This window comes from Chryseobacterium sp. S90, assembly GCF_047444895.1.
In the GTDB taxonomy this organism is placed as follows: domain Bacteria; phylum Bacteroidota; class Bacteroidia; order Flavobacteriales; family Weeksellaceae; genus Chryseobacterium.
In genome coordinates, this window is the sequence record NZ_JBLGCX010000005.1 from 296,260 (window position 1) to 310,358 (window position 14,099).

Below are 14,099 nucleotides of genomic sequence, written 5' to 3' on the forward strand. Positions count from 1 at the left end.
GAATGAAGTGTTGATACATCAACTAATCATGAACTCTACCGTGAAAATAGTTTCGTTATGATCCGATATTGCTGTCACTTTTGCATTGTGGAGCAGAATAATTTTTTTGGTGAGGAACAATCCTATTCCGTGGCCTTTTTCCTGTCTGGTTGTTTCACTTCTGAAAAATGGCTCGAAAATATGCTGTAAATCTTCCTTAAGAATCATATTCCCTGAATTGATAAAGCTTATTTTAAGACATTCAGAATGAGATCTGACATCTATAAGGCAACTGTGTTCCGGAGAATATTTACAGGCATTGTCAATAAGATTATTAAAAGCAACCTGCAGCAGATATTCATTTCCCTGAATGACCAGCTGGTGTTCTTCTATTGAATCTTCGATGTTCAGTGATACTTTATATTCTGAATTTTCTCTTATTATTTTGCTGTAAGATTCCAGAAGAACTTCATCCAGGCGCACTTCGGAAAAACTGATTTCATTGGGGTCATAGCTTGCTTTGGCAAGATCCATTAAGCTGTTGGATAGTTTTACCATATTTCGGGCGTCATTCAGGGCATATTGAATGGTTTCCTTGTATTCCTCTTTGGTTTTATCCTTCTCGGAAGCCAGTTCCAGTTCGGCAATAATCGCAGATAATGGCGTTCTCAGTTCATGTGAAATATTGGATACGAAATGTTTTTGAGAATCAAAAGAGTTCTCAAGTCTTTCCAGCATTCCGTTAAAGTTCTGGGCAAGCTCATTAAGTTCGTCTTTCTCTTTCGTTGTTTTAAGTCTTAATTGTAATTTTCCGGCTGTGATTTTTTTTATCTGATTGACCATTTCACTCAGTGGGCTCAATGCTTTTTTAGAGAGAAATATCCCGGCCAGATAAATCAATATTAAAATACTGAAGAAGGCGATAATGCTGATGGTAAGAAGATGAGTGAGATATTCATACCCATATTGATCATAAGCGGCTGCAGTGACTGCGTAAGTTTTTCCCTCATAATGATACACCATTCCAATCACTTGTAAATCGTTTAAAAAGAAATTGATTCTCTTTTTCTGGAATATCTGCGAAAGCATTTCCGGAGTTTCCTTTACATAATCTACTTTGGCATCGTCATGATAAACGAGTTGCTTATTAATATCATAAATCGCTACCTGAACTTCATTAAGCGTTCTGGTATTGTTTTTATAAAGCTTGTGCATTTCCTGTTCAGGCAATGAACTCCGGAAAAACAAATCCGCTTTGGCAATGGCTTCGTTCTGAAGTTCACTGTAAAAAGATTTCTCTCTGGCTTCTTTGGATGAATAATAGATCGAAACGCTGTAAACCCCCAAAAGCATTGCAGTGATTAAGGTAAAAAGCAGCGTAAGTCGGGTTCTTATTTTCATCCGGGTATTTTTAGTTCATAATGCTTACTGTACAAGGCCTGATTCGTAGTCTTTTTTCAGAATAAATCCCATGCCGGCTTTGGTGTGGATCAGTTTCGTTTCAAAATCTTTATCTATTTTTTTTCTAAGATAATTGATATAGACATCAATAAAATTTGTGCCCGTGTCAAAATGGGTCTCCCAAACTTTCTCTGCAATTTCACTTCGGGAAAGCACTCTTTCTGAGTTCTCCAGCATGAATTTTAAAAGATTAAATTCTTTCGGAGTCAGTTTTATAGGAGTATGATCCCGGCTTACTGTTTTCTGTTCCAGATTCATTTCAATACCCTCATATTTCAGAGCGGAAACTTTTTGCTGTCTCTGTTGCGAAAAGCGTTTCAGAAGTACTTTGATCCTTGCGACCAGTTCACGCATTTCAAAAGGCTTGGTCAGATAATCATCGGCTCCGGCATCAAAGCCTTCCAGTTTGTCATCAGTGGTTCCCAATGCCGTCAGCATAATGACCGGAAGATCAGGTTTCAGAGTTTTGATTTCATTACAAAATTCCAGACCGTCTTTTTTAGGTAATACAATATCAGTCACTATCAGATCAAAATTCGTTTGCAAAGTCAGCTTCATGCCTGTGTTTCCATCATAAGCCACGGTTACCTCAAATTCAGCTTCCTGAAATCCTTTTGCAATCAGTTTGGAAAGTCTGTCATCGTCTTCAACTAATAAAATATGTGGCATAAGAATCTTGGAAATGTTTGGGTTGATGTGAAGAATAGATCAATATTCCCACAAATGTAATGAATTCTATTTTGTAATTTTGGTCCCGAAAGTATAATCGAATGTTTGAATTTAGAATTAAAAAAAGAATAAAGCAAATTACTGTTGTTGGCCTTTTATCCTGTCTGATGATATTATTGATGCAGTGTAAAAGTTCTTATTCCGGTAATGTACAGCTCAAAAACGGGGATCTGCTTTTTGTAACAGCTAAAGAATCGGGGCTTTCTGGTGCTATTAATAATGTTACTCAAAAACAAAAAACTGCTTCATTTGATCATATAGGAATTTTGGAAAAAGAAGGCAGCAAAATGTTTGTTTTGCATGCTGCTCCGAAAGGAGGTTCTCAAAAACAGGATCTGAAGGATTTTATAAAGGATCAAAAAGAAGACGGGCAGGAGGTGATTGTTTATCGTTTAAAACCGGAATATCAGAATAAAATTCCTGAAGCTATTAAAAAAGCGCATTCCATGTTGGGGAAGCCTTATAATTTCAATTATATCCTGGATGAAAATTCGTATTACTGTTCAGATTTTGTGGAAAGATCTTTTCGGGCAGGAAATATTTTCAAACTGGAACCTATGACATTCATTGATCCCAAAACAGGAAAAACAAATGCATTCTGGGAAGAATTCTATACCAAAAAAAGTCTCAAAGTCCCTGAAGGAGAGCCGGGTTGCAACCCTAACGGACTTGCCGGGTCTGATAAATTAGAAAGGCTAAGAAACTATTAAAATACTGAGAGAAGCTGGACAGGCTTCTTTTTTTATGTTAAATTTTTAAAAATATTAGTCTACTAATTTGGTGGACTAATATTTTTTTATATTTTTGTCACAGATTTAATGCAGAACGCAATATGATCATAGAAGTTTAACCAAAAAATGTTTAGCGATGATTACACCTAATCCGGGCCTGCAGGTTTTACAAAATAAAATTAACCTGCCTAAAAAAGAATTGTTATTGGAAATAGAGTTGAATGGCAAAATGAAATTTGAGCATTTAATGAATACCATCTACAATCAATTGGGCATCTGTCATAGAGTGTTATCCGCTAATGTAGAGTATGTGAACGGATATAGTTTTGGTTCAGTACAGTTATATATTAATGTAAGTTCAGAAGATTTTCAGCAGCTTGAGATCTATCTGAATAAAAATAAACTTATGAATACAACGGTGGAGTATATCTGCAGAAAGTATTTTTAAGTGAGATTCATATAGTTTTAATTACTCAAAGTGTCCGGTTTATTACCGGGCACTTTTTATTTTACACTAAAAGTAAATTAAAACAGAATAATTATTGGCCGGGACAAAATTCCCCTCCTCCGGAGGGGTGGCGAAAATTCAAAGAATTTTTGACGGGGTGGTAAAAAAGAAAAAAACGTTCAGAGTAATCTGAACGCTTTCCTATTATTAAATAAAATAATTTTAAATTCTTTCGATATCAGCACCAATTGCTTTCAACCTTCCATCAATATTCTCATATCCTCTGTCGATTTGCTCGATATTGTGGATAATTGATTTCCCTTCTGCAGAAAGTGCCGCAATAAGAAGTGCATTTCCGGCTCTGATATCCGGAGAAACCATTGTTGTTCCTCTTAAAGGAGCTTCCTGGTTCAACCCGATTACCGTAGCTCTGTGCGGATCACATAAAATGATCTGAGCTCCCATATCAATTAATTTATCAACAAAGAATAATCTGGATTCAAACATTTTCTGATGAACCAGAATACTTCCTTTTGCCTGAGTAGCTACCACTAAAATAATAGATAATAAATCCGGCGTAAATCCAGGCCATGGAGCATCCGAAATAGTAAGGATAGATCCGTCAATAAACTTCTGAATTTTATAATGTTCCTGAGCAGGAATATAGATATCATCACCACTCTGCTCAAGTTCGATTCCTAATTTTCTGAATGTATTCGGGATAACACCAAGCTGGTTCCAGTTTACATTTTTGATGGTAATTTCAGATTTCGTCATGGCTGCAAGACCAATCCATGATCCGATTTCTACCATATCCGGAAGCATTGTATGTTCTGTTCCTCTAAGATAATCTACTCCTTCAATGGTAAGAAGATTAGACCCGATTCCTGAGATATTAGCCCCCATTCTGTTCAGCATTTTACATAATTGCTGAAGGTAAGGTTCGCAGGCTGCGTTATAGATTCTTGTTTTTCCTTTTGCTAAAGCTGCTGCCATTACAATATTAGCAGTTCCGGTAACAGAAGCTTCTTCCAATAAGATGAATTTTCCTCTTAATTCTTTAGCCTTTAAAGAATAGAAATATTCATCTTCATCATAATTGAATTCAGCACCTAATTCAACAAGTCCCTGAAAGTGAGTGTCCAGTCTTCTTCTTCCGATTTTATCACCTCCCGGAGTTGGCATATAAGCTTCTCCATAACGGGCAAGCATCGGGCCCATCAGCATAATGGATCCACGTAATTTTGCTCCGTCTTTTTTGAACTCGTTAGATTTTATGTAATCAAAATTTACCTGATCAGCCTTGAAAGTATAATCTCCCTGTCCGTTTTTAGTAATTTTTACCCCAAAATCTCCAAGAATTTCAATCAGTCTGTTCACATCATGAATATCCGGGATATTTTTGATTCTTACCTCTTCGTCCGTAAGGAGTACCGCACATAAAATTTGTAGAGCCTCATTCTTGGCCCCTTGTGGAGTTATTTCGCCCTGCAGTCTTTTTCCTCCTCTTATTTGAAATGTTCCACTCATTATTTTCTGTTTTTATGATTGTTATTATGCCTTCTTTTGTTTGGCTGGTTGCTGTTGTTATTTTTATTACTGTTGTTATTCCTGTTGTTATTGTTATTATTTCTGTTGTTGTTATTGCTGGTATAATAGATTTTACTTTTTTCAAGAGAATCTATTCCGGTAAGGTCCAGCCTGTTTTCAGACAGTTCTTTCAGATGGCGGAAAATAACATCATCCGTCACATGTTCTTTATTATAGACATTATAAGATTTCTTCATATTGTTGGCAATTACCTCGATAAGGGCTTCTTTTTCATCACCCGTTTCCAGTTCAATTGCTTTTTCTATCAATTGAAGAATACTTTTTCCATAAAACTTAAAGTCACCCTGAAGTTTTGGATATTCCATTCTTTTAGGTTTTTCTGCCAATTGTTCCGGAGTAGGGAACGGATATGGAGAATCTACATCCAGATCATGATTAGCAAGAATATAAAGATGGTCCCAAAGTTTATGTTTATAATTTTCCTCGTCGCGAAGTTGTGGGTTTCTCTGACCCATAAAATCGATGATTGCCATAGCCATTTCGTTCCTTTCCTCTTTGGTAGGAAGTTCTTTGCAGCGCTCAACCAACTGTTGTATAATTCTGCCGTATTCCGGCATATGAAGCTGAGTTTTTTGGGTATTGTATTCCATAGTATGCAAATATATGGATTAAAAGAAAAATTGTTTCGAGAATCTGAAAAATTTATGATTTTTTAATGAAATTTTTAAATGATTTTCTTCTTGATTTATTGTTGAAAATTAAAATATTTCCCATTCAATTGAATTTGTTTTCAATAAAATTGTATCTTGTTTAATAGATTGATAATTAATTATTACGATGAAAAAAACATATTTTTTCCTTTCCCTATTGGCTTTAGCATTAGTCAGCTCTTGCCAGAACAGAGATGAATTGATTAATGAAACTTCCAGACAGGAAGAAGTTCATAACAAAACGGTGAATGTCACTCATCATGACGGACGTCCTTTCAGTACCGGAAAGGATTCCGGATCTACAAACGGTAAATTTGTATCCGGGCCGGGTGGAGGAGTTCTGATGCAAGGTTTTTACTGGGATGTTCCTGAAGGGGGCAACTGGTGGAATATTGTTAAAGATAAATTAACCGCATGGTCCGATGCCGGAATTGGTGCCGTATGGCTTCCTCCTGCTTCAAAAGCACAGAACGGAGCTTACTCTATGGGATATGATCCTACGGATTATTATGATTTTGGAAATTTTAATCAGAATGGAAGTGTGGAAACACGTTTCGGATCAAGAACAGAGCTTGAAGCATTGATTACAAAAGCGCACGCAGAAAGTATGCAGGTGTACGCAGATATAGTGATCAATCATAACAGTGGCGGACAATCTGAAGCGAATCCTTTTACCGGAACCAATACCTGGACTGATTTCTCAGGTGTTGCTTCAGGAAAATTTCAGAGAAACTACAATGATTTTTATAAAAACGCCTACGGAAACAATGACGAAGGTGCTTTTGGTGGATTTCCCGATCTCTCTCATGCGAATCCTCATGTACAGGACTGGCTTTGGGGAAGGGATGATTCTGTCGCAAAATATTATAAAAATGTAATGAAATTTGATGGCTGGAGATTCGATTACGTTAAAGGTTTTGGACCTTGGGTGGTCAATACCTGGAATTCAAAAGTAGGTGGATTTTCTGTCGGCGAATTGTGGGATTCTAACGTAAATACACTGGAGTGGTGGGCCAATAATGCCAACAGTTCAGTATTTGATTTTGCGGCTTATTATAAAATGGACGAAGCTTTTGATAACGGAAATTTAAACGTTTTGAATGATGATATGATGTGGAAAAGAAATCCATACAAAGCAGTCACTTTTGTGGCCAATCATGACACAGATATCATTTACAATAAAATGCCGGCCTATGCCTATATCTTAACCCATGAAGGATATCCGACCATTTTTTACCGAGATTATGAAGAATGGCTGAACAAAGAAAGACTGAACAATCTGATCTGGATTCACAATAATAAAGCTACCGGAACAACTTCTATTCTCTACACCGATAATGATGAATATATCGCAAGAAGAAACGGATACAATGGAAATCCCGGGCTGGTTGTTTATATCAATACATCATCAAGCTGGCAGGAAAGATGGATAGAAACCAACTGGAGCAGTCAGCAGATTAAAGATTTTACCGGAAATTCAACTTGGTACCCGACTACTCAAGGTGATAAATGGGTGAAAATCCAGTGTCCGCCGAATTCTTATTCTGTATGGTCGCTTAATTTATAAGTAATGAGTAATAATTGATAATTGATAATTGATAATTGATAATTGATAATTGATAATTGATTAAGCTGGTAAAAGACTGTTCTTCAGTTTAACTTCCATTAAACATTAAATAAAAACAACTATACGTTTTATTTGTCATTCCGTAGGAATCTCTACAATGCATTATTTATAATACATATTGTAGGAAACTCTTACGGAATGATATTTTATAATAATTAGAAAGAAACTTTCTATAAGATAAAATTACACCTGAATAAACTTTTTCTTCTGGTGCTGATCCGGTAAATAACATTTTTGATTAGCCAGTTTCATCCTGTTTCTGGAAATGATATCATATACCTTATCACTCAGAAATGCCGGCAGAATTTTTCCTACAAAAGAAAGTTTATACACTCCTCCCAGTAAGTTGGCGATTTCCAGTACTGCCCGTGATTTAATCTGATAATATTGTCCCGGTTTCCATAGGTACATCGTATTAAAGACATTGGTTTCCAGACCTCTTTCAGATAAAAATTGCTGTCCGAATTCAGACTGAAGGGAAGCAAACATGAATTTGTCTTTCTTATCCCGCTCCAAAATCCACTGCACCCAGAAATTACAGACTCCGCAATCTCCGTCAAAAAATACAATATGTTTATTTTCCCAGTTTTCCACGACTTTATTTATTAAACATGATCCTTCTTTCTGTATCTTCTTTAACCTTTTTGAAGTATTGGCTAAGCTCTGCACGCTGTTCATCCGATAGTTTGGCGTTCTGATGTCCCAAATAATAAGACTCAAGCGGCATTTCTTTTTTCTCAACCATCTCTATACATTCCTCCAGTTTATGAAGCTGCCTTTTAGGCTCATATACTGCAAAGGTAGAAAAATTAAGATGTTTCCTGCCTTCGTTAATATGATTTTTTACCCACCATGAAGCCTGTGAAATATTAGTATACCATGGGTATTCTGTTTCATTGGAATGACAGTCGTAGCATGAGGTTCTTATAGTACTGGCAATTTTTTCCGGAGTGTTTTTAATCTTCAGAAAATCCATGCCAGGAGTAGGAGGTGGATTTGTTTTGTCAATCGGAAAAAACTGAATGATAATAAAAGCAACAAGCAGAACAACGATTATTTTTTTCATAGAGATAGTATTCATGTTTGGTAAAGATAAAGGTAGTTAATTTATTTTTAGTGATATAAAGTTGGAAGATGCTATTATACTTCCTTCCCCAAGCTTCTTTCTTCCTTTTTTTATAAATACTTACGTTGAGTAATTCTAAATTGAACGCTATACTGCTGTTTTTAATTAAGTTAATCTGAAAAATGATTAACTTAATACCACAATTTTGCCTTAGTTCTGATGCTGTCAGAAATACATGTTTATAGTTTTTAACTATCATTGAAATAAAAATTAATAGATTGTATTTATAAGTTAAACGTTGTAGGTTTGTCATGTTCTTACAACAAAAAATTGAAACTGTATTAATCAACATAAAAAATAAAATAAACGACAATGGAAAAAGATTTGAATGACATCAGCAAATGCCCGTTTCATAACGGAACAATGAAAAAGAGTGTAGCAGGTGGCGGAACCCAGAATTCTGATTGGTGGCCGGATCAGCTTAGAGTAGATCTACTTCGCCAGCATTCTTCCCTTTCTGATCCTATGGATAAGGATTTTGACTATGCCAAAGCATTTGAAAGCTTGGATCTTGAGGCGGTTAAAAAAGATCTTCATGCATTAATGACAGATTCCCAGGATTGGTGGCCGGCAGATTTTGGTCATTATGGTCCTTTATTTATTCGTATGGCATGGCACAGTGCCGGAACTTATAGAGTAGGAGATGGTAGAGGTGGAGCAGGAGCTGGACAACAACGTTTTGCACCGTTAAACAGCTGGCCGGATAATGTAAGTCTTGATAAAGCCAGAAGATTACTATGGCCAATCAAGCAGAAATATGGCAGAAATATCTCATGGGCAGACCTTTTAATTCTTACCGGAAACATTGCTCTTGAATCTATGGGCTTCAAAACATTTGGATTTGCCGGAGGACGTGCAGACGTTTGGGAACCGGATTCCGATGTATATTGGGGATCAGAAAAAACATGGCTGGGAGGTGACTTACGTTATGCTCACGGTTCTGAAGGAGTAGTAGAAGGACAATCAGCAGTTCTTCCTACCGATGATAATGCAGACGGAGATATTCATTCAAGAAATCTTGAAAATCCATTGGCAGCCGTACAAATGGGACTTATTTATGTAAACCCTGAAGGTCCGGACGGAAATCCAGATCCTATTGCTGCCGCTAAAGATATCCGTGATACTTTTGGCCGTATGGCAATGAATGATGAAGAAACGGTTGCTTTGATCGCTGGAGGACACACTTTCGGTAAAACACACGGAGCAGGTCCTGCAGATCATGTAGGAAAAGAACCTGAAGGAGCAGGAATTGAACAACAAGGATTAGGATGGGCAAGCAGCTATAAATCCGGAAGTGGTAGAGATGCTATTTCCAGTGGCCTGGAAGTGACCTGGACAGAAACTCCGACTCAATGGAGTAATTACTTCTTTAAAAATCTTTTTGAAAATGAATGGGAATTAACAAAAAGCCCTGCCGGAGCTCACCAATGGGTAGCAAAGGATGGAGCAGATATTATTCCTGATGCATTTGATGCTGACAAAAAGCATAAGCCAACAATGCTTACAACAGACCTTTCATTGAGACTGGATCCTGTTTATGAAAAAATTTCAAGACATTTTTACGAAAATCCTGATGCCTTTGCCGATGCTTTTTCAAGAGCATGGTTTAAACTGACACACAGAGATATGGGACCACGTGCCCGTTATCTGGGACCGGATGTTCCACAGGAAGAATTAATTTGGCAGGATCCTATTCCGGAAGTGAATCATGAATTAGTAGATGGAAATGATGTGGAGGCATTAAAATCAAAAGTTTTAAATTCTGGATTAAGTAATTCTGAGCTTATATCTACTGCCTGGGCATCAGCATCTACTTTCAGAGGAAGTGATAAACGTGGTGGTGCCAATGGAGCGAGAATCAGACTGGAACCTCAAAGAAGCTGGGAAGTAAATAATCCTTCTCAATTGAATAAAGTATTAAACGTGCTGGAAGGAATTCAAAAAGAATTCAACGATTCTCAAAACGGAGGTAAAAAAATATCATTGGCTGACCTGATTGTTTTGGCAGGTAATGCCGCAGTAGAGGTTGCTGCAAGAAATGCCGGACAGGATGTAAAAGTTCCTTTTGCTCCAGGAAGAATGGATGCTTCTCAGGAACAGACTGATGTAGAATCTATGGGATATCTTGAGCCTGTTGCCGATGGATTCCGTAATTACCTGAAAAGAAGATTCACTGTATCTACAGAATCTTTACTGATTGATAAAGCTCAGCTATTAACGCTTACAGCTCCTGAGTTAACAGTATTAGTAGGTGGAATGCGTGCTTTGGATACCAACTTTGACGGTTCAAAACATGGCGTATTCACCAGCCGTCCGGGAGTTCTTACCAATGATTTCTTCGTGAATCTTTTAGATATGGGAACGCAATGGAAAGCCATGTCAGACGATAAGCAACTTTATATGGGAAGTGACCGTTCAACCGGTCAGCCAAAATGGACCGCTACCCGTGCCGATCTTGTTTTCGGTTCCAATTCTGAATTGAGAGCAATCGCTGAGGTATATGGAAGCGCCGATGCACAAGGTAAATTTGTAAAAGACTTTGTAGCAGCATGGACGAAAGTGATGAATCTGGACAGGTTTGATCTGGTTTAATAAATAAAAAATGAAAATAAAAAACGGGCTGTCTTTCCAAAGGCAGCCCGTTTTTGTATACTTATCGGTGATTTTGAAGGAGCAATGGAAATCTTGTTTATTTTATTGATCTCTTTTTAATTTAATAATTTCATCTACTAATAGTGGAATTACGTTTCTTGCCATGGCAATGAAATCCTGATCCTCGGGTTTTATTGAAATGAATTCGATATCATAATCCCTGTTTTCTTCTTCTCCGGTCATTATAAAACCGGATCCGGAATTAAGATTTCTTCCTTCAATATATGATGTCCATGGAGATGGAGTCGCCTTATTACATATTTCCATGATGTTTTTTAATTCTAATTCTGTCATTTTACTTAGTTTTAGCCGGATTCTTTATAGGATTAAATAATTTTTTCGACCTGTTCTGTCGTTATTCCTGAACCAAATTACAATTTAAAGATTTGTCATGAAGATATAAAAACAAAAACCATCCTTAAAAAAGGATGGTTTGTAGACCCACAGGGATTCGAACCCCGACTGACGGTACCAAAAACCGGAGTGCTACCGTTACACTATAGGTCTGTTTCGATGATGCGAAATTATAGAATTTATTTTAAATATGAAAATCTAAATTAAAGATTAATTAACATAATAAGAGTGTAAAACGCTTTACTTGTTGATATCCAAATAATTATTTTTAATAAAAATTTTAAAAAATCTGTTCCTACCCATAAGCAGCAGGTTGGTGAATATTCTCTGCCCAATTTGAAGAGTCAGGTTTATACTAATTTATCCGATGGATAATAACTTCCAGCCCCTTCCTTCGGCTTCCATCCTTAAAAGCCCCGTTAAATAATAAAATCTTATCTTTGCAAAAAATTGGGCTCCAAAAGTTGGAGTAACCCATTAATAACATATCCTGAGCATAAGCAGAAGGATTATTAAACATTTTTTATGTCAAATATTGTCGCAATCGTTGGACGTCCCAACGTAGGAAAATCCACGCTTTTTAATCGTTTATTAGAAAGAAGAGAAGCTATTGTAGATTCTACAGCTGGTGTTACCAGAGACCGTCACTACGGAAAATCAGACTGGAACGGGGTAGATTTTACTGTAATTGATACCGGAGGTTATGATGTAGGTACAGATGATATCTTTGAAGAAGAAATCCGTAAGCAGGTACAATTAGCCGTAGAAGAGGCTACTTCTATTATCTTTATGATGAACGTGGAAGAAGGACTTACTGATACAGACTACGAAATTTACAGTTTACTAAGAAGATCCAATAAACCAATTTATATCGTTATCAATAAAGTAGATTCTGCCAAAGAAGAACTTCCGGCAACAGAATTCTACCAGTTAGGAATTGATAAATATTACACTCTTTCTTCTGCTACCGGTTCAGGAACAGGAGAAATCTTAGACGATATCGTTAAAGACTTTCCAACAACAGAATATAAAGATCCTTTCGAAGGATTACCTAAAATTACTATTGCAGGCCGCCCAAACGTAGGGAAATCTACAATGACCAATGCTTTATTGGATGTTGAAAGAAATATCGTAACGGATATTGCAGGGACTACAAGAGACAGTATCCAGACTTTATATAACAAATTCGGACATGAATTTGTATTGGTAGATACAGCGGGGATGAGAAGAAAGTCCAAGGTAAATGAAGACCTTGAATTCTACTCTGTAATGAGATCTATCCGTTCTATCGAGTATTCTGACGTAGTGATCATTATGGTGGATGCTACACAGGGATGGGAATCTCAGGATATGAATATCTTCGGACTGGCTCAGAAAAACAGAAAAGGAATTGTAATTCTTGTGAATAAATGGGATTTGATCGAAGACAAGCAGACCAATACAATGCGTGATTTCGAAAAATCAATCAAAGATAAAATCGGTCAGTTCCAGGATATTCCAATCCTGTTTGTTTCAGCTTTAACGAAGCAGAGAATCCTAAAAGCTGTAGAAGTGGCAATGCAGGTTTATGAAGACCGTAAGAAGAAAATTAAAACTTCAAAACTGAATGAAGTAATGCTTCCAATCTTCGAAAATACACCGCCACCGGCATTGAAAGGAAAATATATCAAGATCAAATATTGTGTGCAGCTTCCAACGCCTTCACCACAATTTGTATTCTTCTGTAACCTTCCACAGTACGTGAAGGAACCTTATAAAAGATTTACTGAAAACCAGCTGAGAAAAGAATTCGGGTTTACCGGAGTTCCGATTGAAGTATATTTCAGACAAAAATAATAGGAACAATTGTTCATAGAAAATCCGGTAAGTTGACTTGCCGGATTTTTTATTTTAAATTAAAAAACTAAGCGTTCATCCCTGAAATCAGACTTTATATTATTAAATAATTGTAGTCTATAGCATAGGTTTATTTTCATTAGCATTTATTATTTCTCTCCAGGCTCAATCTTTCAATTCGTTTTTTAGTTGTAATTTTGCAGGAATTAATATCAATTAACTGAAATTAAAAATAAAATTTTCATGCTTACTATTTTATCGCAACACTTTTCTCTTGTCAATGAATGGATTAACGAACTTAGGAACGTTAACATCCAGCATGACCGAATGAGATTCAGAAGAAATATGGAAAGAATTGGAGAGATTGCCGCTTTTGAAATCAGTAAAGGTCTGGAGTACAGAGAAGTTGAAATTCAAACTCCTTTAGATACAATTAAAAGCAGGGAAATTGCTGTACAGCCGGTTATTACAACTATTTTAAGAGCAGGAGTTCCATTGTTTGAAGGAATTCTGAACTATCTCGACAGAGCAGACTGTGGTTTTGTAGCAGCCTATAGAAAACACGATGCCAACGATTATTTCTCAATCAAACAGGATTATCTGACTTGCCCAAGCATTGAAGGCAGGCCTTTGATTGTCGCAGACCCGATGCTGGCAACAGGAGCTTCTTTAATTGAAGCAATTAAAGATTTATTAACCAATGGAAATCCAACCCAGCTTCATATTGTAGCGGCAATTGCTTCAAGACAGGGCGTGGAAACCATTCAAAATGCCTATCCTGAAGCTCACATCTGGGTAGGAGCCATCGATGAAGAGCTGACATCAAAAGGGTATATTACTCCTGGTTTAGGAGATGCCGGAGATCTTAGCTACGGAGAAAAACTTCAAAGATAAT

At 36.8% G+C, this 14,099-nt stretch carries 13 protein-coding genes and 1 tRNA gene; 6 read left to right on the forward strand and 8 right to left on the reverse strand.

Going from position 1 to position 14,099, the window contains the following annotated elements; all coding sequences use genetic code 11:
- Positions 1–18: 18 nt before the first annotated feature.
- Both ACLMCG_RS15185 and ACLMCG_RS15190 read right to left on the reverse strand, forming a co-directional pair.
- A complete protein-coding gene (locus ACLMCG_RS15185) occupies positions 19–1,380 on the reverse strand; it encodes an ATP-binding protein (protein ID WP_413960027.1) in 1,362 nt (453 codons plus the stop codon).
- A gap of 24 nt (positions 1,381–1,404) precedes the next feature.
- Complete coding sequence (locus ACLMCG_RS15190) at positions 1,405–2,109, reverse strand: response regulator transcription factor (RefSeq protein WP_413960026.1); 705 nt, start codon at positions 2,107–2,109, stop codon at positions 1,405–1,407.
- A 101-nt stretch (positions 2,110–2,210) separates the two neighbouring features.
- Between ACLMCG_RS15190 and ACLMCG_RS15195 the strand changes: the two genes are divergently transcribed.
- Positions 2,211–2,879: a YiiX/YebB-like N1pC/P60 family cysteine hydrolase gene (locus ACLMCG_RS15195; RefSeq protein ID WP_413960025.1), complete on the forward strand. Its 669-nt coding sequence runs from the start codon at positions 2,211–2,213 to the stop codon at positions 2,877–2,879.
- Positions 2,880–3,036: 157 nt separating this feature from the next.
- Positions 3,037–3,348 (forward strand): NIL domain-containing protein, encoded by a 312-nt coding sequence (locus ACLMCG_RS15200; protein ID WP_047378941.1) that lies wholly within the window; start codon positions 3,037–3,039, stop codon positions 3,346–3,348.
- 222 nt (positions 3,349–3,570) lie between these two features.
- Here ACLMCG_RS15200 and murA read toward each other — a convergent pair whose 3' ends face one another.
- Together murA and ACLMCG_RS15210 are read right to left on the reverse strand one after the other, a co-directional pair.
- A complete protein-coding gene (murA, locus tag ACLMCG_RS15205) occupies positions 3,571–4,878 on the reverse strand; it encodes a UDP-N-acetylglucosamine 1-carboxyvinyltransferase (RefSeq protein WP_223599944.1) in 1,308 nt (435 codons plus the stop codon).
- Positions 4,878–5,549 (reverse strand): DUF4290 domain-containing protein, encoded by a 672-nt coding sequence (locus ACLMCG_RS15210; RefSeq protein WP_149833446.1) that lies wholly within the window; start codon positions 5,547–5,549, stop codon positions 4,878–4,880. The genes murA and ACLMCG_RS15210 overlap by 1 nt, the downstream gene beginning before the upstream one ends.
- Positions 5,550–5,736: 187 nt before the next feature.
- Between ACLMCG_RS15210 and ACLMCG_RS15215 the strand changes: the two genes are divergently transcribed.
- Complete coding sequence (locus ACLMCG_RS15215; protein ID WP_413960024.1) at positions 5,737–7,176, forward strand: alpha-amylase; 1,440 nt, start codon at positions 5,737–5,739, stop codon at positions 7,174–7,176.
- A 243-nt stretch (positions 7,177–7,419) separates the two neighbouring features.
- On the opposite strand, the gene ACLMCG_RS15220 is transcribed toward ACLMCG_RS15215, so the two are convergent.
- Together ACLMCG_RS15220 and ACLMCG_RS15225 are read right to left on the reverse strand one after the other, a co-directional pair.
- Positions 7,420–7,830, reverse strand: a complete 411-nt coding sequence (locus ACLMCG_RS15220; RefSeq protein ID WP_223599946.1) for a thiol-disulfide oxidoreductase DCC family protein — start codon at positions 7,828–7,830, stop codon at positions 7,420–7,422.
- A 4-nt stretch (positions 7,831–7,834) separates the two neighbouring features.
- Positions 7,835–8,302, reverse strand: coding sequence for a heme-binding domain-containing protein (locus ACLMCG_RS15225; protein WP_413960023.1), 468 nt, complete (start codon positions 8,300–8,302; stop codon positions 7,835–7,837).
- Positions 8,303–8,674: 372 nt separating this feature from the next.
- Here ACLMCG_RS15225 and katG point away from each other — a divergent pair, with 372 nt between their 5' ends.
- Complete coding sequence (gene katG / locus ACLMCG_RS15230) at positions 8,675–10,954, forward strand: catalase/peroxidase HPI (RefSeq protein ID WP_413960022.1); 2,280 nt, start codon at positions 8,675–8,677, stop codon at positions 10,952–10,954.
- A gap of 102 nt (positions 10,955–11,056) precedes the next feature.
- On the opposite strand, the gene ACLMCG_RS15235 is transcribed toward katG, so the two are convergent.
- Both ACLMCG_RS15235 and ACLMCG_RS15240 read right to left on the reverse strand, forming a co-directional pair.
- A complete protein-coding gene (locus ACLMCG_RS15235) occupies positions 11,057–11,308 on the reverse strand; it encodes a hypothetical protein (RefSeq protein WP_413960021.1) in 252 nt (83 codons plus the stop codon).
- Between the two features lie 142 nt (positions 11,309–11,450).
- Positions 11,451–11,521, reverse strand: a tRNA-Gln gene (locus tag ACLMCG_RS15240).
- A 372-nt stretch (positions 11,522–11,893) separates the two neighbouring features.
- Between ACLMCG_RS15240 and der the strand changes: the two genes are divergently transcribed.
- Both der and upp read left to right on the forward strand, forming a co-directional pair.
- On the forward strand, positions 11,894–13,204 hold the full coding sequence (gene der, locus ACLMCG_RS15245) for a ribosome biogenesis GTPase Der (protein WP_413960020.1): 1,311 nt from the start codon (positions 11,894–11,896) through the stop codon (positions 13,202–13,204).
- A gap of 243 nt (positions 13,205–13,447) precedes the next feature.
- Positions 13,448–14,098: a uracil phosphoribosyltransferase gene (upp, locus tag ACLMCG_RS15250; protein ID WP_047420720.1), complete on the forward strand. Its 651-nt coding sequence runs from the start codon at positions 13,448–13,450 to the stop codon at positions 14,096–14,098.
- Position 14,099: the final 1 nt, after the last annotated feature.